This window comes from Pseudomonas taeanensis MS-3 (genome assembly GCF_000498575.2).
Taxonomy (GTDB): Bacteria; Pseudomonadota; Gammaproteobacteria; order Pseudomonadales; family Pseudomonadaceae; genus Aquipseudomonas; species Aquipseudomonas taeanensis.
In genome coordinates, this window is the sequence record NZ_AWSQ01000009.1 from 151,240 (window position 1) to 177,246 (window position 26,007).

General features: G+C 58.8%; 24 protein-coding genes. 8 read left to right on the forward strand and 16 right to left on the reverse strand.

What is annotated here, in order from left to right:
• Positions 1 to 22: 22 nt before the first annotated feature.
• Positions 23 to 394, reverse strand: coding sequence for a YajD family HNH nuclease (locus tag TMS3_RS20960; protein WP_025167255.1), 372 nt, complete (start codon positions 392 to 394; stop codon positions 23 to 25).
• Between the two features lie 133 nt (positions 395 to 527).
• On the opposite strand from TMS3_RS20960, the gene TMS3_RS20965 reads away from it, so the two are divergent.
• Complete coding sequence (locus TMS3_RS20965; protein ID WP_025167256.1) at positions 528 to 863, forward strand: hypothetical protein; 336 nt, start codon at positions 528 to 530, stop codon at positions 861 to 863.
• 41 nt (positions 864 to 904) lie between these two features.
• Here the strand turns inward: TMS3_RS20965 and TMS3_RS20970 are convergent, their stop codons facing one another.
• Entirely contained in the window at positions 905 to 1,378 is a 474-nt protein-coding gene (locus TMS3_RS20970; protein WP_025167257.1) for a Crp/Fnr family transcriptional regulator, read from the reverse strand.
• A gap of 116 nt (positions 1,379 to 1,494) precedes the next feature.
• Entirely contained in the window at positions 1,495 to 3,540 is a 2,046-nt protein-coding gene (locus TMS3_RS20975) for a S9 family peptidase (RefSeq protein ID WP_025167258.1), read from the reverse strand.
• Positions 3,541 to 3,649: 109 nt separating this feature from the next.
• Between TMS3_RS20975 and TMS3_RS20980 the strand changes: the two genes are divergently transcribed.
• The 3 genes from TMS3_RS20980 to TMS3_RS20990 all read left to right on the forward strand — a co-directional run bounded on the left by TMS3_RS20980 (position 3,650) and on the right by TMS3_RS20990 (position 5,810).
• The gene (locus tag TMS3_RS20980; RefSeq protein WP_025167259.1) at positions 3,650 to 4,126 is read left to right on the forward strand and encodes a hypothetical protein; all 477 of its coding nucleotides are present in this window, start codon (positions 3,650 to 3,652) and stop codon (positions 4,124 to 4,126) included.
• 203 nt (positions 4,127 to 4,329) lie between these two features.
• The gene (locus tag TMS3_RS20985; protein ID WP_025167260.1) at positions 4,330 to 5,103 is read left to right on the forward strand and encodes a class II glutamine amidotransferase; all 774 of its coding nucleotides are present in this window, start codon (positions 4,330 to 4,332) and stop codon (positions 5,101 to 5,103) included.
• Between the two features lie 182 nt (positions 5,104 to 5,285).
• Positions 5,286 to 5,810, forward strand: coding sequence for a DUF2937 family protein (locus TMS3_RS20990; protein ID WP_025167261.1), 525 nt, complete (start codon positions 5,286 to 5,288; stop codon positions 5,808 to 5,810).
• Positions 5,811 to 5,816: 6 nt separating this feature from the next.
• Here the strand turns inward: TMS3_RS20990 and TMS3_RS20995 are convergent, their stop codons facing one another.
• The 7 genes from TMS3_RS20995 to TMS3_RS21025 form a co-directional block, all read right to left on the reverse strand.
• A complete protein-coding gene (locus tag TMS3_RS20995; protein ID WP_051394284.1) occupies positions 5,817 to 7,100 on the reverse strand; it encodes a TolC family outer membrane protein in 1,284 nt (427 codons plus the stop codon).
• An 85-nt stretch (positions 7,101 to 7,185) separates the two neighbouring features.
• Positions 7,186 to 8,532, reverse strand: a complete 1,347-nt coding sequence (locus TMS3_RS21000; protein ID WP_025167263.1) for an HlyD family type I secretion periplasmic adaptor subunit — start codon at positions 8,530 to 8,532, stop codon at positions 7,186 to 7,188.
• Positions 8,533 to 8,536: 4 nt separating this feature from the next.
• The gene (locus TMS3_RS21005; RefSeq protein WP_025167264.1) at positions 8,537 to 10,276 is read right to left on the reverse strand and encodes a type I secretion system permease/ATPase; all 1,740 of its coding nucleotides are present in this window, start codon (positions 10,274 to 10,276) and stop codon (positions 8,537 to 8,539) included.
• 648 nt (positions 10,277 to 10,924) lie between these two features.
• The gene (locus tag TMS3_RS21010) at positions 10,925 to 12,103 is read right to left on the reverse strand and encodes a vWA domain-containing protein (RefSeq protein WP_025167265.1); all 1,179 of its coding nucleotides are present in this window, start codon (positions 12,101 to 12,103) and stop codon (positions 10,925 to 10,927) included.
• A gap of 31 nt (positions 12,104 to 12,134) precedes the next feature.
• Positions 12,135 to 12,521 (reverse strand): GFA family protein, encoded by a 387-nt coding sequence (locus TMS3_RS21015; RefSeq protein WP_025167266.1) that lies wholly within the window; start codon positions 12,519 to 12,521, stop codon positions 12,135 to 12,137.
• Positions 12,522 to 12,552: 31 nt separating this feature from the next.
• Positions 12,553 to 13,398 carry an AAA family ATPase gene (locus TMS3_RS21020; RefSeq protein ID WP_025167267.1) on the reverse strand — a complete coding sequence of 282 codons (846 nt, stop codon included), beginning with the start codon at positions 13,396 to 13,398 and terminating at the stop codon, positions 12,553 to 12,555.
• 126 nt (positions 13,399 to 13,524) lie between these two features.
• Complete coding sequence (locus TMS3_RS21025; RefSeq protein ID WP_025167268.1) at positions 13,525 to 14,610, reverse strand: DUF748 domain-containing protein; 1,086 nt, start codon at positions 14,608 to 14,610, stop codon at positions 13,525 to 13,527.
• A gap of 118 nt (positions 14,611 to 14,728) precedes the next feature.
• On the opposite strand from TMS3_RS21025, the gene cysK reads away from it, so the two are divergent.
• Positions 14,729 to 15,703: a cysteine synthase A gene (gene cysK, locus TMS3_RS21030; protein WP_025167269.1), complete on the forward strand. Its 975-nt coding sequence runs from the start codon at positions 14,729 to 14,731 to the stop codon at positions 15,701 to 15,703.
• Between the two features lie 107 nt (positions 15,704 to 15,810).
• Here the strand turns inward: cysK and rpoS are convergent, their stop codons facing one another.
• Positions 15,811 to 16,734, reverse strand: coding sequence for an RNA polymerase sigma factor RpoS (gene rpoS, locus TMS3_RS21035; protein ID WP_025167270.1), 924 nt, complete (start codon positions 16,732 to 16,734; stop codon positions 15,811 to 15,813).
• 386 nt (positions 16,735 to 17,120) lie between these two features.
• Here rpoS and TMS3_RS21040 point away from each other — a divergent pair, with 386 nt between their 5' ends.
• The gene (locus tag TMS3_RS21040; RefSeq protein WP_025167271.1) at positions 17,121 to 17,834 is read left to right on the forward strand and encodes a response regulator; all 714 of its coding nucleotides are present in this window, start codon (positions 17,121 to 17,123) and stop codon (positions 17,832 to 17,834) included.
• 57 nt (positions 17,835 to 17,891) lie between these two features.
• Here the strand turns inward: TMS3_RS21040 and TMS3_RS21045 are convergent, their stop codons facing one another.
• Positions 17,892 to 19,412, reverse strand: a complete 1,521-nt coding sequence (locus TMS3_RS21045; protein WP_025167272.1) for a sensor histidine kinase — start codon at positions 19,410 to 19,412, stop codon at positions 17,892 to 17,894.
• A 398-nt stretch (positions 19,413 to 19,810) separates the two neighbouring features.
• Positions 19,811 to 20,719 (reverse strand): DMT family transporter, encoded by a 909-nt coding sequence (locus TMS3_RS21050; protein WP_025167273.1) that lies wholly within the window; start codon positions 20,717 to 20,719, stop codon positions 19,811 to 19,813.
• A gap of 199 nt (positions 20,720 to 20,918) precedes the next feature.
• Here TMS3_RS21050 and aceK point away from each other — a divergent pair, with 199 nt between their 5' ends.
• Positions 20,919 to 22,649, forward strand: a complete 1,731-nt coding sequence (aceK, locus tag TMS3_RS21055; protein WP_025167274.1) for a bifunctional isocitrate dehydrogenase kinase/phosphatase — start codon at positions 20,919 to 20,921, stop codon at positions 22,647 to 22,649.
• A gap of 215 nt (positions 22,650 to 22,864) precedes the next feature.
• Positions 22,865 to 23,002 carry a PA1414 family protein gene (locus tag TMS3_RS25810; protein ID WP_321163857.1) on the forward strand — a complete coding sequence of 46 codons (138 nt, stop codon included), beginning with the start codon at positions 22,865 to 22,867 and terminating at the stop codon, positions 23,000 to 23,002.
• A 234-nt stretch (positions 23,003 to 23,236) separates the two neighbouring features.
• Here the strand turns inward: TMS3_RS25810 and TMS3_RS21060 are convergent, their stop codons facing one another.
• The 3 genes from TMS3_RS21060 to TMS3_RS21070 form a co-directional block, all read right to left on the reverse strand.
• Positions 23,237 to 23,971: an MBL fold metallo-hydrolase gene (locus TMS3_RS21060; RefSeq protein WP_025167275.1), complete on the reverse strand. Its 735-nt coding sequence runs from the start codon at positions 23,969 to 23,971 to the stop codon at positions 23,237 to 23,239.
• Positions 23,972 to 24,097: 126 nt separating this feature from the next.
• Positions 24,098 to 25,438, reverse strand: a complete 1,341-nt coding sequence (locus tag TMS3_RS21065; protein ID WP_025167276.1) for a purine-cytosine permease family protein — start codon at positions 25,436 to 25,438, stop codon at positions 24,098 to 24,100.
• A 137-nt stretch (positions 25,439 to 25,575) separates the two neighbouring features.
• Positions 25,576 to 25,953: a YybH family protein gene (locus tag TMS3_RS21070; protein WP_029866549.1), complete on the reverse strand. Its 378-nt coding sequence runs from the start codon at positions 25,951 to 25,953 to the stop codon at positions 25,576 to 25,578.
• Between the last annotated feature and the right edge of the window lie 54 nt (positions 25,954 to 26,007).

Sequence of the window (26,007 nt, forward strand, 5' to 3'; positions counted from 1 at the left end):
ACGGTGTGTGGCCGGCAGCGGCTTACTCTTTGCTTTTCAACAGCGCGGCAAGGTCGGCGAACGCCTTGTGGGTCGATTTAGGCCCTTGCTGACTGGCGGTTGAGCCTTCGCTGAAGTACTGCTGGTCGGTATAACGCGAATGTTCGTTGTCGTGACAGAACAGGCACAGTAGCTCCCAGTTGGAGCCATCTTGCGGGTTATTGTCATGATTATGGTCGCGGTGATGCACGGTCAGCTCGCTCAGGCGTTTGCCGGAAAACTCGCGAGCGCAGCGTCCGCAGACATGCGGGTACATTTTCAGTGCTTTGTCCCGGTAACCTTCTTCTCGGCTGCGTTGTGCCTCGGCGAGGATGCGGTCGAGTTTGGCGGTGGGTGATGCTTTGTCAGAACTCATGGGTGTGCCCGTAGTTGGATACAGAAGCTGGTTGTTAGTTTAGTCCTGCCGACGCTCGGCGAGAACAGTTTGCCGGCACTTATCGAGTGGCGGGCGGCCCAATGTCAGAGAGTCTCGAGAATGGAGGTGGACAATGCGCGTGCCCAACTGGGGGCTGCTGAGCCTGGTCATGCTGTGCAGTACGCTGCTGTATGCGCAGAGTGATCGACTTTTCACGCCCTATGATCGTCCGCCTGGCGCGCCTGGCGCGCCTACGCCGCAACCTTTCAGCGTGCCGCAGCCGCGCCACGTGCCGAGCACTGCACCAAACAATCCGCCGCTGCTCAACCGTGGTGGTGATCGCAGCGGTCTTGCCCCCAGTCTGCCGAGCGGCACCCTGGCCCCGCCGGATGGCAAGTTGCCGCTGCTGGAGCAGCAATTGCAGCGCAATAGCGGGGGCAGGATAACGCCGAGCAAGGACGCTGACTGAGTGTCATCGCTCATGGCCACCGCCAGTAGTGACTGTTCGGCCTAGATTTGCTGTTCGACAAGTTGCCCATCAACCATGCGCAGGCGTTTGGACATGGCCACGGCGATGGCACGGATCAGCTTGGCAGCGGACTTCGGTGCCTCTTGCAGCATCTTGTCCAGCGAGTCCTTGGCCAGCATCAGCAAGGTGCAGTCGCTGACGGCAATGCAACTTGCCGAGCGTCTTTCGCCATCCAGTACCGCCATTTCACCGAAGGCGCGGCCCTTGTGCAGCTTGGCGAGTTCGACCTGTTCGCCGCTGGAGTTGGTCTTGCGGACCGACACCGCGCCGAAATGAATAATGCACATGAAGCTGCCCGCATCGCCTTCATTGCAGATGATTGCATCTGGCTTGAACTGGCTGATGTTGAAGTAGCTCGCCACGCTCAGCACCTCGCTCGGCGAAAGACTATTGAACAGGCCACAGTCCAGCAGCATGTCGCGGATTTCGTCGATCAAGTAAGAACTATCTGGCATCGTTTTCTGCTTGGCGGTTGAGAGGTGGGCGGATCCGAGTATGACCTTACCCACTAGGGGCGAGCTTGCCAACGATCACTTGTTAGACCCTCTGAGCGCGCTGGGTGAGGTCACGTTCAGTGTAGCTTGAGTACCTTGAGCAGAAAGGCGTATTCCAAAGCCACATCCTTCAACGCCTGGTAGCGCCCACTCATGCCGCCATGGCCGGCGCCAAGGTCGGTTTTCAGCAGCAGCAGGTTGTCGTCGGTCTTGTTGGATCGCAGTTTAGCCACCCACTTGGCCGCCTCCCAATACTGCACACGACTGTCGTTGTAGCCAGCGACAGCGAGCAGAGCCGGGTACGCCTGGGCGCTGATGTTCTCGTAGGGCGCGTAGCCTTTGATCCGCTGGTACACCTCAGGCTCATGCGGGTCGCCCCATTCGTCGTATTCGGTCACGGTCAAGGGCAGCTCGGGGTTCTGCATGGTGTTGAGCACGTCGACGAACGGAACTTCGGCCACGGCCGCGGCGAACAGCTCAGGGCGCATGTTGAGCACCGCGCCGATCAGCAGGCCCCCGGCGCTGCCGCCACTGATGGCCAACTGGTTTGGCGTGGTGTAACCACTGGCGATCAGGTGTTCGGCGCAGGCGATAAAGTCGTTGAAGCTGTTGCTCTTGTGTTGCAGTTTGCCGGCACGGTACCAGGCTTCGCCCAGTTCGCCACCGCCGCGGACATGGGCGATGGCGAAGACGAAGCCGCGATCGAGCAAACTCAGACGAGCGTGGGAAAACCAGGGGTCCAGGCTTTCACCGTAGGCACCATAGCCATAGAGGTAAAGCGGCGCCGCATGACCGAGCACGTCACGTTTGGCCACCAGACTGATGGGCACCTGGGTGCCGTCAGCAGCAGTCGCCCATAGACGTTGGCTGACATAGGCATCGGCGTCGAACTCGCCCTCGACAGGCGTTTCCTTGAGCACCCGTTGTGCGCCGTTAGCCAGGGTCAGTTGGCGGATCTGGGCCGGGCGGTTGAGCGCCTCATAGCGCAGGCGGATTTCCTTGCTGTCGAACTCCAGACTGTCTTGCACGTACAGGCTGTAGGCGGCATCCGGGAGTTGCACCCGGTAGCTCGCTTGCCCGTGGGCGCGTACCTCGATGATCGGCAGGCCGCCTTCGCGCAGGCTGAGGGTCAGCGCGCTGTTGTTCAGGCTGACGCCCTCGAGCATGACTCGATCGTTATGGGCGAGCAGTTCGCGCCAGTGTTCGCGAGTCGGAAGCTGTTGGCTGTCGCTACTCTCCTTGACAAACAACAGGGCGAAGTTGATCCCGCGTTGATTGCTGCGAATCAACCAGGCCCAGTCACCGTCGAGTTTGCCGTGATCGACATAGTATTCGTGACCTTCTTCACGCGGCGCCAGACAGCTGAAGGCGCCATTCGGCGTGTCGGCATCGAGCACCCAGACCTCGCTGGTGGTTTTGCTGCTCAGCAGCAGGACCAACTGGCGCTCGGAACTGGCGCGATAGCAGTTAAGGAAGAAGCGGCCGTCGGCTTCATGGAACACCTGCTCGGCGGAGTCCGTGCCGAGGCGGTGGCGATGCAGCATGTGGGGGCGGTGGGTATCGTCCAACTCACCGAAGAACAGCGTCTGACTGTCGTTGGCCCAGGTCATACTGCCGTCACAGTCGCTGAAGGGCAGCTGGCTGACGGTGTCGCTGGCCAGCTCTTTGACAAATAGCTGGTAGGTCTCGTCGCCACTGGTGTCCAGGCTGTAGGCCAGGCGCTGATGGTCCGGACTGATGCTAAAGGCTCCGAGCGAGAGGAAACCGTCGCCCGCGAGAATATTCGGGTCGAGAAGCAACTGTTCGGCGTCTTCATCGACACTGAGCGAGCCATCGATCGGGCGCGGGCAACGGTAGTGCCGCGGGTATTCGTCGCCGGCAGTGGTGCGCTGGTAATACAGGTACGGCCCCCACGGCGAGGGCAGCGATAGATCGGTCTCGCGGATGCGACTTTTGATCTCCTGGAACAGTGTTTCACGCAGCTCGTGCTGCCCAGCAAGTTGCGCCTCCAGGTAGGCGTTTTCAGCTTGGAGATACTCGAGAACCTCCTGGCTGTCGCGATTCTCCAACCAGTGGTAGGGGTCGTTGCCGCTCTCGGTGCGGGCGGTGGGGGCGTGCGACATACGGCAACTCCAGTGCGGGCGGCCGACAGCGGGGGAGCCGGGCCGGTGAAAAGCCGCTATCATAAGCCCCACTTCGTAAGCCCCGCCATGCCAGGAATTCATCAGCTTTATGATCGAGAGCGACTATCTACTCGCCTGGGCCGCCTATGCCATTGCGGCTTTGGGTTGCCTGTTAGTTTGGTTGCGCTTGACCAACTGGATGTGGCGTTATTTGCGCGAACCCTTGCGTGTGCTGGTGGCGGTGCTGTTGTTCACGCCGACCATCGTCGATCCGGCCAAGGAATTGTTCGCCCCGGCGATTGCCATTACCGCCCTGGATATGTTGTTCAAAGTGGGCAACAACGCCTGGCGTGCCGTGGCCGACCTGGCCATGTACGGCATGATCGCCTTCGCCCTGTACCTGCTGTTCGTGGCCATCCGCTGGCCACTGGAGCGCTGGTGGAAGGACCGGCAAAGTCAGGCGCCTGAAGCGGATGATGACGCGCCGACCCTGCGCGAGATGATGCAGCGCGACAGTGGCGACTTCGCCGAAGCGAGTTACGAGCCACGCGGCGACCGCCATTTGCGCGTCGAACCGCGACTCTAATCATTGCGCAGGGCGTGAGCGGGTAATAGCCCGGATCGGCGCGATTGTGATTGGCACCTGATTCCACGCTGCGCTGGGGACTTGCCCCAGTTGATCCGGTGCGTGTTCTCACGTTTCCTGCCCTTGAACCGTATACGCCTTGAGGCGATCTTGCAGCGGCAAGCCGAACGGTTACACAGCGCCCTAGTCGGAGTGAAGTAGACATGTGTGAATTGCTCGGCATGAGCGCCAACGTACCCACCGATATTGTCTTCAGCTTCACCGGCCTGGTGCAGCGCGGTGGCCTGACTGGCCCGCATCGCGATGGTTGGGGGATCGGATTCTATGAAGGTCGCGGCCTGCGCCTGTTCCAGGATCCGCGAGCGAGCAGTGAATCGGAAGTGGCGCAGTTGGTACGGCGTTACCCGATCAAAAGCGAAGTGGTGATCGGCCATATTCGCCAAGCGAATGTCGGTCGCGTGTGCTTGGCCAACACTCACCCATTCGTGCGGGAAATGTGGGGGCGCAATTGGTGTTTCGCACACAACGGTCAGTTGTCTGATTTCCGCCCGGTGCTTAGCTTTTACCGGCCGATCGGCGACACCGACAGCGAAGCGGCATTTTGTGATCTGCTCAATCGCCTGCGCACGGCGTTTCCCGAGCCCGTGCCGATTGAGATGATGTTACCGAGCTTGATCAATAGTTGTGCGCAGTACCGCAAGCAGGGGGTGTTCAACTGCCTGCTCAGTGATGGCGACTGGCTATTTAGTTTCTGTTCAACCAAGCTGGCGCACATCACGCGGCGCGCGCCGTTTGGTCCGGCACAATTGAAAGACGCCGATATGCGGGTAGATTTCCAGGCCGAGACCACGCCCAATGATGTGGTGACGGTACTGGTGACCGAACCATTGACTGACAACGAACGCTGGAGTCTGTATCAGCCAGGCGAGTGGCGTCTCTGGCGCAGTGGCGAGTGCGTGGCGCATGGTCAGGTGTAGCAAGCCGGTGTTGACGATCTCGACTAATCACTTGTTATGACTCGTGGCAGCGCATGTCTCGACGCCTCGATCATCGGCACCTGAGTCTATCCACCAGCCGAGTGGGCCACTCGGTCGCTGGAGATTAAACCGGCCAAGGAAAAATCAAGCATCCCGGATATGTCGGGTGTTGGGGAGGGGGAATGTTTAGAAGCTATCTGCGTCTGGGGCTGTTTGCCCTGGGGTTGTTGCTCGGGGTGCAGGTTCCGGGCTTTATCGACGACTATGCCAAACGCGTCGAAGCGCACCAGCTGGAGTCCGAACGAGCGCTGACAGGCTTTCGTCAAACCGCCAAGCGCTTCTTCAAAGACGATCTCGATGCGTTGGTGGCGCATTACCGGGTCAGTGACGACTCGGTAATGCGCAGCGATGCGCAAAGCGTAGGTCGATTGGTCGAACGTGGTCACTTTCTCGACGCTGAGTTGCGCGCCATGCAAGGCCCTTGGTACGCACAGGTCTGGCATTTGACTATCGCGGCCGACTCCGAGTTGCTGGAAGAAACTTACGCGGCCTATCGCTATCAAGTGCTGCTGGTCCCCGAAGCGATTGCCTGGGGGATCGTCTGCGCCTTGCTTTTGGCCTGGTTGGTGGAATTGCTCCTGTTGGCGATTGCTTGGGTATTCGGCGCCGGGCAAGACACGCGCACACAGACCCGGCATTGGCGCTGATGACTCTTAATAACTCAAAGACAGTTCAGGGCCGAGATAAGCGTTGGCTTGGCTGATGTCATCGTCACCGAGCAGTCCTACGGCTGCCGACAGCTGTAAGCGTGCGAGTAAATAGCGGAGCTTGGCTTCCAGCAGGTCACGGCGGGCGATAAACACCTGCTCCTCGGCGTTGAGGATATCGACGTTGGTGCTGGAGCCCGCAAGGAAACCTTTCTTCGCCGCGTCCTGAGCCCGCTCGCTCGACATGACGGCATTTTCCAGAGCCTTGATCCGCGCTTGTCCGCTTTGTACACCACGAAACTGGCGGGTGGTCGACGAGAAGACTTCTTCGCGCGTGGCATTCAAGTCCTCACCGGACTGATCGCGGCTAGCTACTGCCTGGCGCACTCTGGCGCTGGTCGCACCACCGGCGAACAGTGGCATATTGAACTCCAGGCCAATCGAGGAGTAACGGTTCTGCTGATCGATGGTCGAAATGGAGTCACTTTGACTGTCGGTGTAACCCAGCACCAGATCGAGGGTCGGCCAGTGCCCGCTCTTGGCCCGATTGACTTCTTCTTCCGCGACCCGTTGGCTGTAGTCCCGGGCCCGCAGTGCCGGATTATTCGCCTGGGCCTTGTCCATCCATGCCTGCAGGTTGTTGGGGTGTAAGGGCGGAGTGGGAAAGCCTCGACGCAAGGTGGCGACCTGTTGTGGCACCTCCCCGAGCATCTCCTGCAGCAGGCGCAGAGAGATCAGCAGGTTATCTTGGGCTTCGATCTGTTCGGCCAGGGCCAGGTCACGCCGCGCGGCAGACTGATAGACGTCGGTGATAGTGCCATCGCCGAGTTTGTAACGTCGCTGTGATGATGCCACCTGTTGCTCGAGTGCATTAAGTTTGGCGTTCGACAAATCGATGGTTTCACGCGCCAGCAGTACATCGAAATAGCGGTTGGCCAAGCGTACGGCGACGTTCTGCGTCTTGGCGTCGAAAACGGCTTCGCTGTATTCGGCGCGTTGTTTGCCTTGGCGGTACTCGGCGAGTTTCTGACGGTTGAACAGCGGTTGGCGCAGTCGCACCGCGAGGTTTTCCGAGTCGTAATCAAGGTCGCGTTCGACAGAGCCGCCAGTCAGGCCAGATTGTTCCTGAGTGCCATTGACGCGATTTTTACTGGCGCTGGCGTTGATTTGTGGCAGTAAACCTGCGCGTCCCAAGGCGCGATTTTCCAGGCCGGCATCGCGCTCATAGACAGCAGAGCGGTAGGTCGGTCCTTGCAATTGCAGGGTTTCCCAGGCTTGTTGCAGGTCCATTGCCGCTACAGGCAGGCTAGCCAAACCGGCCAGGTAGAAGAGAGCTGAACGGACCGCTTTATTATTGTTTCTTAAAGGCACTGTCTCATTGCTCCTTGAAGGCATTGTCGACGCGGTCGAGCATTGGTTTCATAAGATAACTCATTAGATTGCGTTCACCCGTTTTGATTGTCACCGTGGCCGGCATGCCGGCGCGAATGCGATTGCTGCCGAGTTTGTCCATGCCTTCTGGCGTGACTTCGACTTGGGCGAGGTAGTAGGGCTGTTTGTTGCTCTCATCGACCAAACGGTCAGCCGAGACAGTCAGCACCCGGCCGGGAATGCTCGGTGTTTGGGCATGGTTGAAGGCCGGGAAGGTGATGTCCACGGGCAAACCTGGGGTCATCTTGTCGATGGCCTGTACCGGGATCATGGCGTCAACCTGTAACGGTTCGTTTGCCGGTACCACATTCATTATCACTGAGCCCGGCTGGATCACGCCGCCGATGGTCGAGGCATTGAGGCCCAGGACGATGCCGTCGATAGGCGAGCGGATCACCGTATGGGTGACCTCGTAGTCAAGCGAACGCAAGCGGTCGGTGAGGGCAGAGGCTTCCTTCTGTGCATCGGTCAGTTGCGATTGCACTTCCTTCTGGAAGTTCTGCTCAAGTTGCAGAGTGCGCAGTTTCAATTCGGCGATCTGGTTACGTGCACGACCAATGTCAGCAATGTTTTGGGCCAAAGCGGCGTTCAGTTCGGCTGCGCTGCGCTCCAGTTCGAGCATCCGATTGCGGGTCACATAACCTTCAGCAGCGAGACTGCGCACGCCTTCGAGTTCCTCATTGAGAAACCTGATTTGCGCGCGCCGTGAGCCTTGCACCTGACGCAGGCCTCTAATCTGTTCTTCGGCGCCGCGGATGTTTTCCTGCAAGATGCCGGCTTCGCCGATTACGGCGTTGCGCCGGGTGGTAAAGAGACGTTGTTGCAGGGCAATCGCAGCTTGCAGGCGCGGGTCATCGGCGAAGCGGGCAAGTAAGTCAGGGTCGAAATTCACCTCGGTTAATCCGTCGCGCTCGGCTTGCAGACGATTTTGTACGGTGCGCACTACGATGTACTGGGCGCTGACCACACCTTGCTCGGCAACTGCTTGGGTCTGATCCAACTCTATCAGCGCCTGGCCGCGTTTCACCAGGTCGCCCTCTCGTACCAGAATGGCCTCAACCGATCCTCCCGTCAGGTGTTGGATGGTTTTTCGATTATCGGTCACATTGACTGTGGCGTTGGCAACTATCCCGGCGTCGAGGGGCGCGATAACGGCCCAGATAATGAACCCGCCAAAGCCAGCTATCACCAGCCACATGCCCCAGCGGCCAGGGCGGCGATCATCGACGTCAACCTCTTGCGCAGGGTTGGCCAGTTTTAGACTTTTGCTTTCGAACTCAAGATCCGACATGACTTTATTCCTTCGCCTTGACTGACGCGAGGCTCGGTGAGCCGCCTGTTGCAGGTATCACGCCTGCCTGGCGGAGCGCGTTGAAGACTTCATCGCGGGTACCGAACGTATGCACGGTGCCCTCGCGTAGCATCAGCACCTTGTCGACCATGTTCAGTATGGTTGGCCGGTGAGAGATCAGGACCAGGGTCTTTTGGCGCCGCTTGAGGTCGGCGATGGCCTGGACCAAGGCCGCTTCGCCGAGGTCGTCGAGGCTGGCATTCGGCTCGTCGAGCACAATCAATGACGGATCGCCGTAGAGTGCGCGGGCCAGCCCGATGCGCTGTTTTTGCCCGCCGGACAGCGAACCACCGTCGGTGCTCAGAACCGTGTCATAGCCCTGCGGCAAGCGCAGGATCATCTCGTGTACGCCCGCTTGTTTGGCTGCGAGGATGACCGCTTCACTGTCGATCTCGCCAAAGCGGGCGATGTTTTCGGCAATGCTGCCTTCGAACAATTCGACATCCTGTGGCAGGTAGCCCAGCCAGGGCCCAAGCTCTTCCTTGTTCCACTGGAATACGTCGGCGCCATCCAGGCGCACCTTGCCTGCCTGAGCGGGCCATACACCAACGAGCAGACGTGCGAGAGTCGACTTGCCAGAGGCGGATGGGCCAATTACGCCGAGTGCTTCGCCCGGGGCGAGGTTGAAGGAAATGTTGCGCAGGATAGGTAGGCCCGATCCGGGTGCGTTGGCGAAGGCGCCTTCCACAACGACTATCCCCACTGGTTTGGGCAGTGGCATGGACGGTTTGTGTGCGGGGAAGTCGTTCAGCAAGGCTGCTAGTCGTCCCCAGGATCCACGGCTGGAGAGCAACTGTTTCCACGCCGCGATAACCTGTTCGACCGGGGCCAGGGCACGTCCAGATAGAATTGAGCCGGCGATCATCATCCCTGGCGTGATTTCGCCTTTGATCGCCAGCAGTGCGCCGGCGCCGAGCATCAAGGACTGCAGGGTAATGCGCACGAAGCGCGTCGTGCCGTTGATATAGGCTGCGCGATCGGAGGCCAGGGTCTGATTTTCAAGAATGCGCAGATGGTTGCCGAACCAGCGTTGGCGGATGGCCGGAAGCATACCCATGGCTTCGATGACTTCGGCGTTGCGCAAGTTGTTATTGGCAAAACTGCCGGATACCACGGACGCCTGATTGGCTTCGGCCAGTGGTTTACGGGTGCTGATCTCGGTTAAGTAAGCAAGTGCGACCAGTAACAGCGAGCCGATCAGGGCGATGAAACCGAGTATCGGATGGATCAGGTAGATCACCAGCAGGTAGATCGGGGTCCAGGGGGCATCGAAGAAAGCGAACAGACCATTGCCGGTGAGAAACTGACGCACCTGGGCCAGATCCTGCAACGCTTGCGCCGGGTTGCCGCCGGCACGCCGCAGATTACGCTCGAATGCGGCGCCGAATATGCGCGTGTTGAGCATCATGTCGAGCCGATTGCCGACGCGGATCAATACAGTGGAGCGGACTACTTCCAGCGTGGCCATCAGTACATACAGGCCTATTACCAGCAGGGTCAGCATCAGCAGAGTTGTGACGTTGCTGCTGACCAGCGCCCGGTCATACACCTGCAGCATGTAAACCGCAGGGGTCAACATCAGCAGGTTGATCACCCCACTAAACGCGGCCAGGGAATAAAAGGTTCGGCGTAAGCGAAATAGCACCTCAGCCAGTTCTGTGCGCGGTGATAGCAACATGCCCATTTGGTGAACCCCCATACTGCTACTTGCGAAATCCTGAGTCGCAGCTAACTGCTGCATGGCTCAAGGACGAGTGCAAATGGATGCCCTTCTTATGTGCCGTAAAGGAGGACTTGTTGCTTAGGTATAGTTTGGGTTTCCGGCTTCTGGCAAGGTGTAGTTGAGGCTGCGTGCGACTGGCTTAATGCATGTTATTTCTCCAGTTGTAGCAATAACTTATGGTTTATCAGCAGCTTTCCGCCGAATCTGGTGGTGTTTTGACGCTGTCGAGTTTCTCGTCGTGTACGCCGCATTTAGCGGGCTCAAGGCCGACCAGACTTCGCGCGACCGTCGACTGGGCACTGACCGAATGCTTGCGTGCAGGCAAGTGACGTCGGGTGGGGGAGGATCGAGCAGGGGGCGCCAAAGAGTAGCGAGAGACGCGGGAATGGATCAGCCCAAGCAGTTGCCTGGGCCTGTCTTTGATCTTCGGCTTTGCGCCTGAAGGCCACTATGAGCCCCGGACGGAGTTATTGACGTGCTGCGTGGGCGCCAATTTCGCGTATTCGTTTCGGCCTGGTGCTCGCAGGTCACTGCAACTGGGAGAGCGCACTCTATTGCGCCCGTCACCCGTCACCCGTCACCCGTCGCCCTGAGCCAATTGCGTGGTGCTTATTTCGACAAGAACCGCATGCCATCCTCCAGGCCTTGCAGGGTCAGCGGATACATCTGATCTTCCAGCAACTCGCGCATGATGTTGGTCGAGGCGGTGTAGTTCCAGGTGTCCTTGGGGTAGGGATTGATCCAGATGAGCTTCTTGTATTTCTCCATGAAGCGCTTGATCCAGACGTAGCCCGGTTCCTCGTTCCAGTGCTCGACGCTGCCGCCGGCCTGGGTGATCTCGTAAGGCGCCATGGCTGCGTCGCCGACGAACACCACCTTGTAGTCGGCGCCGTACTTGTTCATCAGGTCCTGGGTGGAGAAGCGTTCCGAAGTGCGGCGCAGGTTGTTCTTCCATACCGACTCGTACACGCAGTTGTGGAAGTAGAAGTACTCCAGGTGCTTGAACTCGGTCTTGCAGGCCGAGAACAGCTCCTCGCAGACTTTCACATGGGCGTCCATCGAGCCGCCGATATCGAACAACAGCAGCAGCTTGACCGTGTTACGCCGCTCCGGGCGCATCTGAATATTCAGCAGGCCACCGTCTTTCGCGGTGTGGTCGATAGTGCCGTCCAGGTCCAGTTCGTCCTGGGCGCCCTGGCGGGCGAACTTGCGCAGGCGGCGCAGGGCGATCTTGATGTTGCGGGTGCCCAGTTCGACCTGGTCGTCGAGGTTCTTGTATTCGCGCTGCTCCCACACCTTGACCGCCTTGCCCTGGCGCTGGCCAGCATCGCCGACGCGGATGCCCTCGGGGTTGAACCCGCCGGAGCCGAACGGGCTGGTGCCGCCGGTGCCGATCCATTTGTTACCGCCGGCGTGACGTTCTTTCTGTTCTTCCAGGCGCTTCTTGAACTCCTCGATCAGCTTGTCGAGGCCGCCGAGGGACTCGATCTTGGCGCGCTCCTCGTCGCTCAGCGAACGCTCGAACTCCTTGCGCAGCCACTCGTCGGGGATCAACGCCTCGATGTGTTGGTTGAGATTTTCCAAGCCCTTGAAGTAGGCGCCGAAAGCGCGGTCGAACTTGTCGAAATGCCGTTCGTCCTTGACCAGGATGGCACGGGCGAGAAAGTAGAACTCGTCCATGTCGGCGAACACCACGTTGTGTTTCAACGCGTTGATCAGGTCGAGCAGCTCGCGTACCGAGACCGGTACTTTGGCGGCGCGCATTTCATTGAACAGGTTGAGCAGCATGGCTGCGTCCTCGTGTATTCAGCGGGCTGACTCAGCCGTTTTCCTGAGGCAGGCCATCACGGATGGCATACCAGTCGGCCTTCGAGTCGGCGTAGATGTGCTTCTGAGCAATTTCGCCCAGTGCGGTGTCCAGGGTCCCCAGCGCGACGCCGGTGAACTCGCTGTCGAGTTCCATCCATTGCAGGGTCGCACCGCAGGCTTGGCAGAAGGTGCGGGCGACACCCGGCGAGGAGTAGAACGTGCGTACCTGATCGGCGCCCTGGGTGAAACGAAAGTCCGCCTTGAGCACCGTGGTATATGTGCCGAAGGCCGCGCCATGGGCCTTGCGGCATTGGCTGCAATGGCAGTGAGTGGCCGCGCGTATGGGCGCGTCGATCTGGTATTTCACCGCACCACAGAGACAGCTACCGTTATGCATGACTCACCTCCTGGCTGTACGAAGGCCGGCGTTAACGGCTGGCGCGGCGGCTCATGAACGCCAGACGTTCGAGCAGCTGCACATCTTGCTCGTTCTTCACCAGGGCACCGGCCAATGGCGGAATGGCCTTGGTCGGATCGCGTTCGCGCAGTACCGCTTCGCCTATGTTGTCAGCCATCAGCAGCTTGAGCCAGTCGACCAGTTCGCTGGTCGAGGGCTTCTTCTTCAGGCCTGGCACTTTGCGCACATCGAAGAACACATCGAGCGCTTCGGCGACCAGGTCCTTCTTGATGTTCGGGTAGTGCACATCGACGATCTTCTGCAGTGTGACGCGATCCGGGAAGGCGATGTAGTGGAAGAAGCAGCGGCGCAGGAAGGCGTCTGGCAGTTCCTTCTCGTTGTTCGAGGTGATGATGATGATCGGGCGTTTCTTGGCCTTGATCGTCTCGTTGGTCTCGTAAACGTAGAATTCCATCTTGTCGAGTTCTTGCAGCAGGTCGTTGGGGAACTCGATATCGGCCTTGTCGATCTCGTCGATCAGCAGGATTACCCGCTCATCGGCTTCGAAAGCCTCCCACAGCTTGCCCTTCTTGATGTAGTTGCGAACGTCGTGGACCTTGTCGGAATCCAGCTGCGAATCGCGCAGACGGCTGACGGCATCATATTCATACAGGCCTTGATGGGCCTTGGTGGTGGACTTGATGTGCCAGGTGATCAGCTTGGCACCGAAGGACTCGGCCAGCTGCTCGGCGAGCATGGTTTTACCGGTGCCCGGCTCGCCCTTGACCAGCAATGGGCGCTCCAGGGTGATCGCGGCGTTGACCGCGAGTTTGAGGTCATCGGTAGCGACGTACGACTGAGTGCCTTCGAACTTCATCAGTAAATCCTCGAACGGTATCGGCGGGAGATAAACCCGCTAGTTCAGTATTTAGAAAAAGTGACTATACCGCGGAGGTGGCGTAAGTGTGAACGCAGACGGCCCATTCAGTCACTGAATGGGCCGTCACTTCGTGACGGGTTCGGCCTGCGCAGAATTTTCGAAGCGAGCATTGAACGCTTCGATGAAGGCATTGCGCAGAATCGCGAAGAAGGCCTGCAGGCCATTGGTCTCCTGTTGATGCACGTTGCCACTGAGTTCAATGCGAGTGGCGAACTGGTCTTTGCTCTGGTTCTTCAACACCGTTTCGCTGCCACCAACCAGCGCTTCCCAGAGCGAGCGGAAGAAGCCTTTGTCCTGGTTGGCCACGTCCTGTCGCCAGTTGAATATGTCCACATTGCGCAACAGGGGCTTGATGTAGCCGTCAAGCTGACCAGCGTTGGCGCTGGCTTCAATCACCACATCAGCGGTTCCGGCATTGAAGTCGAAGTTGCCATAGGCGCCGGAAAAGTCATTGAGCTGTTTTAGCTCGATGTCGGTAACCCGCAGTTTTAAGTCGAAGTCCTCGAAATCCTTGAACGGGTCGAAGCTAGCCTGAGTTTCGAGGGGGGCATTGCCCAGTAGTTTGGCCGTGCCTTCGAAGTGAGCGACTCGTTTGCCTTGCTCATCCGTCACGTTAGTCAGGTTGTACAGGCTGGCGTTGACCTGAGTGGCTTCAAGTTCAACGGGTGGTTTTGAGGTGAAATTATGAAATCGAATGGTGCCTTCTACCACTCTGAGTTCATCGAGGGTTATCGGCAGCAATTTTTCGAGTTGTTCATGCCAGTCGGTTCCCTGACCGGTCTGCGAGGCCGCTTTATTGTCACCTCCGTCGACGAAGTTGAGTGTGGGGTGGCCAAACTCAACGGTGGCGACCACAGCACGGTCGTACCAAAGTGAATGCCAGCTGACCGACAGATCGATACTTGGGGCGTCGACGAAGGGCACAGGAACCTGACCATCGATCTTGACGATTTCCAGGCCATTTATTCGGTAAGCCCCGCGCCACAAGGCTAGGTCTACATCGCTGATATGACCCTGGTAGTCGCCCATATCGGCAAGTTTGTCATTGAGGTAGTCCCGCACCATGTAGGGCAGGGCAAGGTAGGCGGCCAGCAAAGCAGCGCACAGGCCCAGTACAAACCACATGGGAATGCCGTAGCGTTTTTTCATAAATAAACAGACCCATGCCAACGGTTTGGAGTTCAGCGCGCATGCGCTGGGCTGGACTGCTGCGCTTGCTCATCATAGTCTCTGAGGCTTCCGCTAGAACGCGCATAAGGACACCGCCATGAGTCGCATCTTCGCCGACAACGCACAAGCCATCGGTAATACCCCGCTGGTCAGAATCAATCGCCTGGGACCAACCGGTGTGACCATTCTGGCCAAGATCGAAGGGCGCAATCCGGCCTACTCGGTGAAGTGCCGAATCGGTGCCAGTATGGTCTGGGATGCCGAGGAGCGTGGCGTGCTCAAGCCCGGTATGACTATAGTCGAGCCGACTTCTGGCAATACCGGTATCGGTCTGGCCTTCGTTGCGGCAGCACGGGGCTACAAGCTGCTGTTGACTATGCCGGCATCGATGAGCCTGGAGCGGCGCAAGGTATTGAAAGCGCTGGGCGCCGAGCTGGTGCTGACCGAGCCGGCCAAGGGTATGAAGGGGGCGATCGAGAAGGCCGCCGAAATCGCCGCCTCTGACCCGGCCACATACTTCATGCCGCAGCAGTTCGAAAATCCGGCTAATCCGGCGATCCATGAAACAACTACTGGCCCGGAAATCTGGAGCGACACCAACGGCGCAGTGGATGTGCTGGTGTCGGGTGTCGGTACCGGCGGCACCATTACCGGCGTGTCGCGCTATATCAAACAGACTCAAGGCAAGCCGATCCTGTCTGTGGCGGTCGAGCCGGTGTCTTCACCGGTGATCAGCCAGACCATCGCGGGCGATGAGGTCAAGCCTAGCCCGCACAAGATTCAGGGAATTGGCGCTGGCTTTGTGCCGAAAAATCTCGACCTGGCAATGGTTGATTGTGTCGAGCAGGTCACTGATGAAGAGTCCAAGGCCATGGCCCTGCGGCTCATGCGCGAGGAGGGGATCCTGTGCGGCATCTCCTGTGGCGCGGCGATGGCCGTGGCAGTGCGCCTGGCCGAGAAGCCGGAGATGCAGGGCAAGACCATCGTGGTGATTCTGCCTGACTCGGGTGAGCGTTACCTGTCGAGCATGCTATTCAGTGATCTGTTCAGCGAGCAGGAAATGGTGCAGTAAGCGTTTAGCGTGCAATGAAAAGCCGCCTGAGGGCGGCTTTGGCGTGCAGAAATCTGGAACAGGCGTCTCTGGGCGTTGACCTATACAAACGCGTGCTCAGGAACCAATTATTGCAGCAGGCTCTCACTGGTGTGGCCGTTTTTCTCCAGAATCGTGCGTAGGCGTTTGAGCGCTTCGGCCTGAATCTGCCGAACCCGCTCGCGGGTCAGGCCGACACTCTGCCCCATCTCCTCCAGGGTGCACCCATCATCGCCGCGTAGGCCGAAGCGGCGTATCAATACTTCCCGCTGCTTATCTGTAAGTTCAGCCATCCAGCCTTTGAGCTTTTGCGACAGCTCGTTGCTCTGCAGCAACCGGCAGGGATCGTTCGACGGATCGTCGGCGAGGGTGTCCAGAAGTGACCGCTCCGAATCCGGGGTGCGGGCAGAGTCCACGGATGACACGCGTACGTTCAGCTCTCGTATATGCTCGACTTCGCTCACGGTTTTTTCCAATAGCTTGGCGATCTCATCCGATGAGGGGTCATGATCGAGCTTGCGGGTCAGCTCGCGAGCTGCTCCCAGGTAAGCATTGAGCTTCTTGGCTACGTAGATGGGCAGGCGAATGGTGCGAGTCTGGTTCATGATGGCTCGCTCAATGGCTTCGCGAATCCACCAAGTGCCATAGGTTGAGAAACGGTAGCCAAGTTCGGGGTCAAACTTGTCCACTGCGCGGATCAAGCCGAGATTGCCTTCTTCTACTAGGTCCAGTAGCGACAGCCCACGATTGAGGTAGCCGCGAGCAATCTTCACCACCAGGCGCAGGTTGCTCTCAATCATGCACTTGCGCCCCTGGGGATCGCCTTGCTGCGTCAGGCGGGCAAAGTGCAGTTCTTTCTCATGCGAGAGCAGGGGTGAGAAGCCGATTTCGTTCAGATACAGACGAGTAGCATCGAGTGCCTGCGTGTAATCGGTGGATCTATGTGGTTTCACGGCGCTGACCGGCTTAGGTGCGCTCTTCGCAGGCTCAACCGTAGCGGTTGAGTGCGGCATTGACACAACGGAATCGACAACCGTTACCGCCTGTCGGTTGTTGAGCTCGATAGGTGCGCCAAATGATTGGCATTGATTTGAGTCAAGGTCATATCTGAATACGTAAGTCATAGTCACTGCTCAGAAATTCCTAGAGGCCTACAGCATGGGAGGGTTTCCTTTCTAGCCAAAGATGCGGAGGTCGAATCAAATTTCGCGACTTTAGTCTGAAAACTGCTTAGGACTTTGGTCTGATTATCTCTGGGCTAATCGGCTGACAGTCGGCTAGGTTTATTGCAGTCAATTCGAGCGTGCACGTATTGGGTTTACTACACTCTGAAGGATCTGAGTGGTTTGGCGGAGCCGCTCGGGCCAACGATCGGAGCGCAGTAGGGGAGGGACCGTGTATGAGCTGCAAAATCAGGATTGGTATCGTCGATGATCACCCTCTGTTGAGGCAGGGGGTTGCCGCGACGCTCAAGCGAGTTAGCGACTTCGAGGTGGTGGAGCAGGGTGGTTCAGCCGATGAGGCTAAGGCCATCGCAGCGGAGTTCGAACCCCATGTGATGCTGATGGATGTGCACATGCCCGGTGATAGCTTTGCTGCGGTCCGCGCCATTACATCGGCTTCGGCATCGATCAAGGTTTTGATGCTGACTGTTTCTGAGTCCGAAGAGGACGCCTATGCCGCTTTGGAGGCGGGTGCCAAAGGCTATGTGTTGAAAGGTGTAAGCGGACCTGAACTGGTGCAGGCAATCAGAAACGTTGCCAAGGGTGAAACCTTCATCACGCCGGGGTTCGCAGGCCGGCTGATCAATAATCTGAAGAAACATAACGAGGGTGAAAAGAGCATCGCCGATCTCACCCACCGCGAGGAGCAAGTCATCCGCGAAGTGGCCAATGGGCTGACCAATCGAGAAATTGCTCTCAAACTCTCGTTGAGCGAGAAAACCGTCAAGCATTACATGACCAGCGTCATGCAGAAGCTCCACGTGCGCAACCGGGTGGAGGCGGTTACGGCCGTCAGGCGGCATTGGGATAATGCGCAGGTGTCGAACATCCAGCGTCGCTTGGCCGGGTCGCAATGGGTGGCCTGTCAGCCCTACAGTGAACTCGATTAACCGCCGCGCATCGATGATGCTCAAGCTGCGGCGATGGTGAGCGCCACAGGACCCTAGTCACAGTTTGAATCGCGCGCTCGCCTGGGTTCCGGTGCTGGCCGAGGATTCGATGGCAAAGACTCCGCCAAGGGCTTCGACCCGATAGCGCATTCCGGCCAGGCCCAGGCAGGTCCGGCCTTGGTTTACCTCCGTCGCAGGTGCGCTCTCGGTCGCAATACCCGGACCGGTGTCGCAAACCCGCACTTCGAGCCAGGTTCCGTCATAGCTGGCGTGGACCTCCTGGCCGGACCCAGCAGCATGGCGGTAGGCATTGTTCAACGCCTCCTGGACAAATCGATAGATGCAGATCTTGTGCGTGAGCGGCAGGTTTTCTGGCAACGAACCGCAACTCAGGCCGACCTGGCTTCTGGTGCGCTGCTCATGCCGTAGTACGACCAGCTCCAGTTCCTGGCGCAAGGTCATGCCGTTGATTTCCGGAAGCGCCAGGCCGCGAGAGATGTTGCGGATCTCCTGCAGTGCGTCCTTTGCGGCACTCCTCATGGTTTCCAGGGCATCTCCTTCTAGTGGGTGACCATTTGCCTGATAACGTTCTTGCAGTGCGCTGAGCTCATCCAGTCGAACCAGGATCAGGGTCAGCAGTTGAGCCGGACCGTCATGTAGATCCGCGCCGAGGCGGCGTAGGGTGAGTTCATTGATCTGCGAGAACTCCTGATGGGCGGTGGCAATTTTGCGTTGCAGGTTGCCGTTCTGCGAAAGCAGCAGTGCTTGTTCCTCCATCTGCTTGCGCAGCGCCCGTTGATGCCGATCAATCACCCGCTCACCGCCCTGTACGATACAAAACAACAGCAACAGCATGGTCACGGTGGCCGTGCCGACGATGATCCAGACTTCGTGACGGGTGCGATCGACTTCATGCTGCAACGTCTCTGCGCTTTCATAAAACTCGCCGACGGCCACAATCCTCCCTGAGCCGAACTCCCGAAGCGGGGCATAGATTTCATATAAGGGGATGCCCAGGCTGCGTTCATACGCATTCTCTTCGTCTTGCAACTCCCCCCATTCGGTGACGGTATTACCTGCCAAAGCCTGTTTGATTTCGTCGGTGGTTGAAAACGTCTTGTTCATCACGGATTTATTCGTGCTGTATATCACCGCCCCGTCGGGGCTCCAGATCTTCACGGACTTAATGTGGGTGTTCAGCGTGGGACTCGACATCAGATGGTCGATAGCCTGGGACGTCTTGGCGGAAAGACGCTTGGCCGTGGACAGCTCCTGAACGTAGGGCTCCAGAAAGGTCGACATATATAACGCACCGGCCTCGGCGGCGGCCTGTACCGCCGAGCGTTCGATGGTTTTGCTGACCAGGTTGCCGACGAAGGCCATGGTCAGGCCGAGGATGATCACCGCAGCAATGACGAACTGGGTCGAGCGTTTCAAGTGGCGCAATGGTGCCAATGTTTCTTGCCACCATGAACGCTGCGGTTTTGACTTCAGGTCTGGGTTTGAGCCAGGCAAAGCCGGGCTCGGGTCTTGCGGCAAGGATTCGGTCTGCGATGCGATCTTCGCTCCTGTAGACATCCGCGCTGCTCCTGAGTAATTGCTCCGAGCGTGACTGGTATTCGCTTCTGCATGGGCGACTGGGCCTCTGCTGCCGACTCCGAGAGTCCAGGGAGGCATCCGCAAAGAGCCTGCACTACGCGCATGGGCTGGGTCGACGGAGTCATTGGTCTGGCGGCTGGAGTGTGGTGGTCCGCGCACTGCTTGAGTCTAGTCCAGCTGACGCGGGTGGGCGCCGGTCGGAACGCCATGTCGCTTTCAGTCGCGCAGCATTGACCTGTATGGCCAGGGGGCCGCGCGGAGAGAGTTTGGCAGTGCCGCCTTACAGGTGAGGCGGTGTCCCTTGGCGGCCAGAGTGATAGTCGAGCCAATGCCGTGACTCTGTCCGCGGTCTCTGGGTTGCGCTACGTCTGCACAGGCTAAGTGGCCGCTCGTGCTTCAACCGCCGGAGTCGTCGGCCTGACCACCAGCCATAGCGCCACGGCGATCAGTACACCGCCATATAGATAAGCCCAAGACAACGGCTCATCCAGCAGCAATGCGCCCCATAACACGCCGAAAGGGGGAATCAGGAAGGTCGTGGTCGAGGCTTTGATCGGGCCGATATCGGCCAGCAAACGGAAATACAGGACATAGGCGAAGGCCGTGCACATCAGTCCGAGACCGGCCAGGGACAGCCACACGTCGAGACCGCCCCAGCTGACCGGCGGCTGTACAACCAGCGCGCCTGCGAACAGCGGCAACAGAAACAGGCTGGCGCCACACAGGCTGCTGAACGCGGTCAGGCGATTATCCAGCCCGCCTTGTTGACCGATCCAACGCCGGGTGAGGAAGCCGGCAAAGCCGTAGCACGTAGTGGCGAGCAAGCAGGCGGCGGCGCCCAGCAGCAACTCCAGATCGACACTGACCGGCCCCGTGCGGGTCAGTACGGCGACGCCAAACAGGCCGAGGGCTACGCCAGCGGCTTTGCTGGTGGTCATGGCCTCACTGAAGAACAACATACCGATCAGCACGCCCATCATCGGCGTGGTGGCGTTGAAGATTGCCGAATATCCGGCTGGCAGCACCAGCGCCGCGAGGCAGTACATGGCCGATGGCAGCCCGGCATTGATCACCCCGAGAATCAGACACTGCTTGAGCTTGCCGCGAAAATCCCAGCGCACCCGCATGATCAGCAGAATCGCCAGCAGGCCGAGGGCGCCCAGGCTGGCGCGAAAGAAAGCGGTCGGCATGCTGCCGAGTACCGGCGCGATGATCCGCATGAATAGAAAGCTGGCGCCCCAGATGGCGGCGAGCAGTAACAGGCGTAGCAGGTCGGCGATGCGCACGACTCACTCCAAATAAGGGCTGGGCGCGAAGTGTTGCTGGGCGGGCTCGTCAAGGCAATCCGAAAATCGCTTTTAAATCAATGTAGCGCTGACTTTTCACAGCAGATAAGTGCTTTTACCTCTGCCATTGGCTTTTCCTCCACGAAGTCACTGGCTAAGCTCGCCACTCCATGCCCTTTCTTGCACTAGAGGTTTGCCCATGGCGCAGCAATGGCCAGCCGCCGATATCGCCCGTCTGATTCTCGATGGCTTCGACGACTATCGCGAGCATTTCCGTCAGATCACCGAGGGCGCCCGCGCCCGCTTCGAGCAGGCGCTCTGGCAGGAGGCGCAGAGCGCTTCGGCGGCGCGGATCAACCTGTATGAGGAAAAGGTCGATGAGGTGGGACAGCGCCTGCGTCGCAGCTTTAATCAGGAGTTGTTCGAGGTGAATCAGTGGCCGCTGGTGAAGAGCGCCTATATCGCACTGATCGACCTGCGCGACGACGATGAACTGGCCGAGACCTGGTACAACTCGATTTTCTGCGGTCTGTTCAGCCATGACCAGATTAACGATGGCTGCATGTTCATCCACACCACCCGGCCCTCGTTGCGGCCCCGTGCACGCATAGCGCAGACCCGCAACTACAAGCCGTGCGGCAATCTGCCGGGACTGCTCGCGCAAATCTTCGATGACTACCGTTTCGACGTGCCCTATGAAAACCTGCCGAGAGACCTCGATCGGCTCGAAGGGCAATTGCGCGAGAGCCTGCCAGACTGGGTGTGCAAGGACCCGGAGTTGAGCATTGAGTTGTTTTCTTCGGTGCTCTACCGCAACAAGGGCGCCTATCTGGTCGGCCGTCTGTTTAACCGCGACGAACAATGGCCGCTGGTGATTCCGCTGCTGCACCGTGAAGGGCAGGGCGTGCAGATCGATGCATTGATCACCGACGAGGCCGAGGTGTCGATTATTTTCTCCTTCACCCGCTCGTATTTCATGGTTGAGGTGGCGATTCCGGCGGAGTTCATCGGTTTCCTCAAACGCATACTGCCGGGCAAGCACATCGCCGAACTGTACACCTCGATAGGTTTCTACAAACACGGCAAGTCGGAGTTCTACCGTTCACTGATCAACCATCTGGCCAATACCGATGACAAGTTCATCATGGCCCCCGGCGTGCGCGGCATGGTCATGAGCGTGTTTACCCTGCCGGGTTTCAATACCGTGTTCAAAATCATCAAGGACCGCTTCGCACCGTCGAAAACCGTCGATCGATCCACCGTGATTCAGAAGTACCGTCTGGTGCGCAGTGTCGACCGGGTTGGACGCATGGCCGATACTCAGGAGTTCGCCGATTTTCGCTTCCCCAAGGCCAAGTTCGAGGCGGACTGTCTGGCCGAACTGTTGGAGGTGGCGCCGTCCACCGTGGTGCTGGAGGGTGAGACGGTGTTGGTGCGTCACTGCTGGACCGAACGACGCATGACCCCGCTGAATATGTATGTAGACAGCGCAACCGAGGGGCAGGTGCGTGCAGCGCTGGACGACTATGGCCTGGCGATCAAACAGCTGGCGGCGGCGAACATTTTTCCCGGTGACATGCTGCTGAAGAACTTTGGCGTCACCCGTCACGGCCGCGTGGTGTTCTACGATTACGACGAAATCTGCTTCCTCACCGAGATGAACTTCCGGCGCATTCCAGAGCCACGTTACCCGGAGGACGAAATGGCCTCGGAGCCGTGGTACTCGGTGGCGCCGCTGGATGTGTTTCCAGAAGAGTTTCCCCCGTTCCTGTTCGCCGATATCAAGCTGCGCCGCTTATTCAGCCAACTGCATGGCGAGCTGTATGACGCCGAGTACTGGAAGAGCCTGCAAGAGGCGATTCGCACGGGCAAGGTGATCGATGTGTTTCCTTACCGGCGCAAAGCTGAGCGTGTCGATACCGGGGTTTGAGTCACAAGACCAGCGCTGGGATGCCTCGGACAACCGGCGCAGAAAAGATTGCACCGACTCCGTGACTGTGTGGGAAAAACGCATTCGGCCGGACTGCAGCACTGGCTGAATGTGACTCGGCTTGCCGCACACGCCTGCAGCTTTGTGCAGATTGTTCTACGCTCAATCAAGGTACCTTGAGTACCTGATCGAAGTCCTTGGCAGGAGGAAGTCTCATGATCGCCAAGTCGCAAAATGCCTTAGAAGATCTGCTGGTTGCCCTTGGCCTGCTCGATCGGCCACAACTGCAGCCCGTCCCCGTGCGGACCAATACTCCTCGCGATCCTAAAGCCCCACGTCGGCGCCGCGAGTAAGTGGCGCTCGGGTGGCCACCGAGCGCAGCTTTCAGCTTAGTCAGCGGGGCCATGCTAGATGATGCCGCGGGAGAGCCTGTGGGGCTCAGGGGTGAGCGGCGATGGTTGTGCAGTGAAACCAGGGGGCTTCAGCTGTTGCTGCATGGACTGGATGCCTGGGCTGACTATTCGCCTCACCTGACTAAAACCTCAATTGCGGACGTTCTCGTCCTGCCCATCAACGCCGCCAAGTTCCTAGGCGAATTCCTTGTGGCTCTTGAACCATTGGTCGATCAGTTCGCGCATACGCTCACCCGAGAAACTCGGAAAATGTCCGCCATGCACGGTGCGCACCGGTAAGTTACGCAGGCGTATCAGGCTTTTCGCGTAGTCCTGCAGATTGGAGTGGTAGGCATCTTCGATCAAGGGGCCGTCATACAGGATGTCACCGGAAAACAATGTCTGCGTCGCCGCCTCCCACAGGCTGATGCCGCCTGGCGAATGCCCAGGGGTATGCAGGACTTGCAGCACCCGGTCGCCCAGATCCAGCACATCGCCTTCTTCGATCAGCCGTGTCGCCGGCGCGGCCCTGACCCGGTACTCGGCATAGCACAGCGGGCAATCGGGGTGCGCCTCGAACATCTCGTCGCCAACGAAGTCTGCGGCCAGGGTATTGGCCCCGGTTGGCGCCGCGAGGATATCCGCCTCGGCCGGATGCACCAGGCGTTCGGGGAACTCATGGTGCCCGGCGATATGGTCGAAGTGCGTGTGGCTGGCCACCGCCAACAACGGGCGTTCGGTCAGCCAGGGCAGTTGTTCACGCAAGCTGACCAGGCCGGAGCCGGAGTCGATCAGCACATCGCGGTCGCGGCCCTGCACATGCCACAGGTTGCAGCGGTAGAACGGCCGAACATAGGGCTCGTGGATCAGGCTGATGCCGTCGTAGCGGTGCTCCACTTCGAACCATTGGTCACGGCTGACGATTTTCATGGAGGGCTCCTGGAACTGATCTGCAGCGTTGCACGTGTTCTGTAGGGTGCGGCGCACCCTACCGTGACTGATATCCGCCATGTACAGCGAAACCCGCTAATTAGGTTCCGCTGCAATTAACCCAACCTACGCCAACTGCGCCTTGGGCACCAACACCCAGCGGCGCAGCACGGTGTAGCCGGCAGCGGTAATCAGGAATACCGGCAGCGAGGCACCAAATGCCAGAGGCGAGACCCAACCCCAGTAGTAGGCCAGCAGCGCGCCCAGGCCATAAGCGACAAAGGCAGCCGGGTTGACGCCGGCCAGGTAGCTGTAGCGTCCGCCATCTTCGCTGAGCAGGTCGGTGACACTGTAGTGGCCGCGATGGATCAGGTAATAGTCGGCAATCAGCACGGCGAAGGCCGGGATGAATACGCTGCCGATGATCAGCAGGAAGTTCTGGAAGTTGTCGAGGATGCCGGGGATTTGCGAGCCAAGGATCGACAGTACACCGATAACCAGCGCCGGCTTCCAGAATTTGGTGCGCGGACTGATATTCAAGTAGGACAACGACGCGCTGTAGACACACATCACGTTGGTGGTCATCACCGAGAGAAACACCACAATGGCAGCCGGCATACCGAAGCCAAAACCCGACAGGAGTACGGCTGGGTCGTAGGTTTGCTCCATGCCGGTCAATACGCTGAAGCCGGACACCGTAGCGCCCAATCCCATGGCCAGCAGTGTCGCGACCACATAACCCACCCAAGTGCCCATGGCCGCTACGCCCTGGCTGCGGCAATTGCGGTTGTAGTCTGCAGCCAGCGGTATCCAGGAAAACGCTGTGGCGATGACGATATCAAAGGCGATGCCAGCGGTGATGCCATTGCGTGGCTCTTGCGCCATATTGACCAGAGAGCTGAACTCGAAGTGCTGGCTCATGGCGTAGAACACAGCGCCGGACAGAAGCAACATGCCGACTGCCGCCCAGCGCTCGACTCGCTCGATGCCCAGATGACCGCGCAGGGCGATCAATAGCACTAGGGTTTCGCACAGGATGGTAAACAGCGGCAGGTTGGAGTAACCGGTGATTTGTTCGACGGCATAGTTCAGGCTCATGCCGGCCAGCAGGGCCTGAATCCAGCTCCAGGCCAGCAGTGTCAGCAAATTGACCAGAGAGGGCAGTTTGGCACCCAGAGGACCATAACTGCCTCGCGCCAGTACCATGGTGGTCAGACCGGTACGCTGGCCCATTATCCCGACCATGACCAGCGGCAGGATACCGATGCCCGAGCCGATCAGCACAATCAACATGGCGTGCAGGAAGGGTAGGTCCGGGACCAGCAGCATGCCAGTCAGAATCGTGGTGACCACCACGTTGGCGCCGAGCCACAGGGCAACAGTGCCGCTAAAACCGAGGCTTCGATGTTCGGTGGAGGTTGGCGCAAGACCATCCTGCCCGAAGTATTGGGTTAGGTTCTTGAGCATGTGGTAACTCCCCTGATTATTTTGATTATTTTGATTATTGATTCAGTCGGTGTGAGTGGCAGTTACTTCAAGGATTTGTCGTTAACCCAACTGCTTAGGTTGGGCACTTGGACATAGCGGGTGACGCGTGGAGTGCTTTAGCCGGTAGGCATCAGCGACAGGTGTTCATGGCAGGCCAGCCAGTGGCGACTGCCGTGCTGGCGGCGAAATACAATGGTCTCGCGCTCATGGCTGTGCGCCTCCGTGCCGGCCACGCGCAGGTGAGTGATAACCTCATGCACGAAGATCGCGGTATCCCCATGCAGGGTCAGCAACGGATTGCGGGAGGTACAGGCGATTACCGCAAAGCCGTCGGCTTGCCAGCTGGTCCACAGCTGGCGGTAGGCGCTGAGGTTTGGCAAAAGGGTGTCGCAGCTATGAAAGACGAAGGTTGCGTCTTCACTGAACGCCGCAAAATAGGCTTCGCTGTGGTTACTGGCAAAGGCGGCGATCAAGGCATCCGCAGCGCGTTGCACATCGAAACGGTCTGCTTCAGATCTGACGAGCTCATCCTGGCCTGAGTTTTGTGT

What these genes read in the sequence shown, in the direction of transcription:
- rpoS (WP_025167270.1), bottom strand. Translation starts at nt 16,734, where the DNA reads ATGCCGCACTCAACCGCTACGGTTGAGCCTGCGAAGAGCGCACCTAAG.
- TMS3_RS21000 (WP_025167263.1), bottom strand. Translation starts at nt 8,532, where the DNA reads ATGTCGGATCTTGAGTTCGAAAGCAAAAGTCTAAAACTGGCCAACCCT.
- TMS3_RS20985 (WP_025167260.1), top strand. Translation starts at nt 4,330, where the DNA reads ATGTGTGAATTGCTCGGCATGAGCGCCAACGTACCCACCGATATTGTC.
- TMS3_RS21010 (WP_025167265.1), bottom strand. Translation starts at nt 12,103, where the DNA reads ATGCTGCTCAACCTGTTCAATGAAATGCGCGCCGCCAAAGTACCGGTC.
- aceK (WP_025167274.1), top strand. Translation starts at nt 20,919, where the DNA reads ATGGCGCAGCAATGGCCAGCCGCCGATATCGCCCGTCTGATTCTCGAT.
- TMS3_RS21065 (WP_025167276.1), bottom strand. Translation starts at nt 25,438, where the DNA reads ATGCTCAAGAACCTAACCCAATACTTCGGGCAGGATGGTCTTGCGCCA.
- TMS3_RS20970 (WP_025167257.1), bottom strand. Translation starts at nt 1,378, where the DNA reads ATGCCAGATAGTTCTTACTTGATCGACGAAATCCGCGACATGCTGCTG.
- TMS3_RS21045 (WP_025167272.1), bottom strand. Translation starts at nt 19,412, where the DNA reads ATGTCTACAGGAGCGAAGATCGCATCGCAGACCGAATCCTTGCCGCAA.
- TMS3_RS21025 (WP_025167268.1), bottom strand. Translation starts at nt 14,610, where the DNA reads ATGAAAAAACGCTACGGCATTCCCATGTGGTTTGTACTGGGCCTGTGC.
- TMS3_RS21040 (WP_025167271.1), top strand. Translation starts at nt 17,121, where the DNA reads ATGAGCTGCAAAATCAGGATTGGTATCGTCGATGATCACCCTCTGTTG.
- TMS3_RS20990 (WP_025167261.1), top strand. Translation starts at nt 5,286, where the DNA reads ATGTTTAGAAGCTATCTGCGTCTGGGGCTGTTTGCCCTGGGGTTGTTG.
- TMS3_RS21015 (WP_025167266.1), bottom strand. Translation starts at nt 12,521, where the DNA reads ATGCATAACGGTAGCTGTCTCTGTGGTGCGGTGAAATACCAGATCGAC.
- TMS3_RS21060 (WP_025167275.1), bottom strand. Translation starts at nt 23,971, where the DNA reads ATGAAAATCGTCAGCCGTGACCAATGGTTCGAAGTGGAGCACCGCTAC.
- TMS3_RS25810 (WP_321163857.1), top strand. Translation starts at nt 22,865, where the DNA reads ATGATCGCCAAGTCGCAAAATGCCTTAGAAGATCTGCTGGTTGCCCTT.
- TMS3_RS20980 (WP_025167259.1), top strand. Translation starts at nt 3,650, where the DNA reads ATGATCGAGAGCGACTATCTACTCGCCTGGGCCGCCTATGCCATTGCG.
- TMS3_RS20965 (WP_025167256.1), top strand. Translation starts at nt 528, where the DNA reads ATGCGCGTGCCCAACTGGGGGCTGCTGAGCCTGGTCATGCTGTGCAGT.
- TMS3_RS21005 (WP_025167264.1), bottom strand. Translation starts at nt 10,276, where the DNA reads ATGGGCATGTTGCTATCACCGCGCACAGAACTGGCTGAGGTGCTATTT.
- TMS3_RS21020 (WP_025167267.1), bottom strand. Translation starts at nt 13,398, where the DNA reads ATGAAGTTCGAAGGCACTCAGTCGTACGTCGCTACCGATGACCTCAAA.
- TMS3_RS20975 (WP_025167258.1), bottom strand. Translation starts at nt 3,540, where the DNA reads ATGTCGCACGCCCCCACCGCCCGCACCGAGAGCGGCAACGACCCCTAC.
- TMS3_RS20960 (WP_025167255.1), bottom strand. Translation starts at nt 394, where the DNA reads ATGAGTTCTGACAAAGCATCACCCACCGCCAAACTCGACCGCATCCTC.
- TMS3_RS20995 (WP_051394284.1), bottom strand. Translation starts at nt 7,100, where the DNA reads ATGGACCTGCAACAAGCCTGGGAAACCCTGCAATTGCAAGGACCGACC.
- cysK (WP_025167269.1), top strand. Translation starts at nt 14,729, where the DNA reads ATGAGTCGCATCTTCGCCGACAACGCACAAGCCATCGGTAATACCCCG.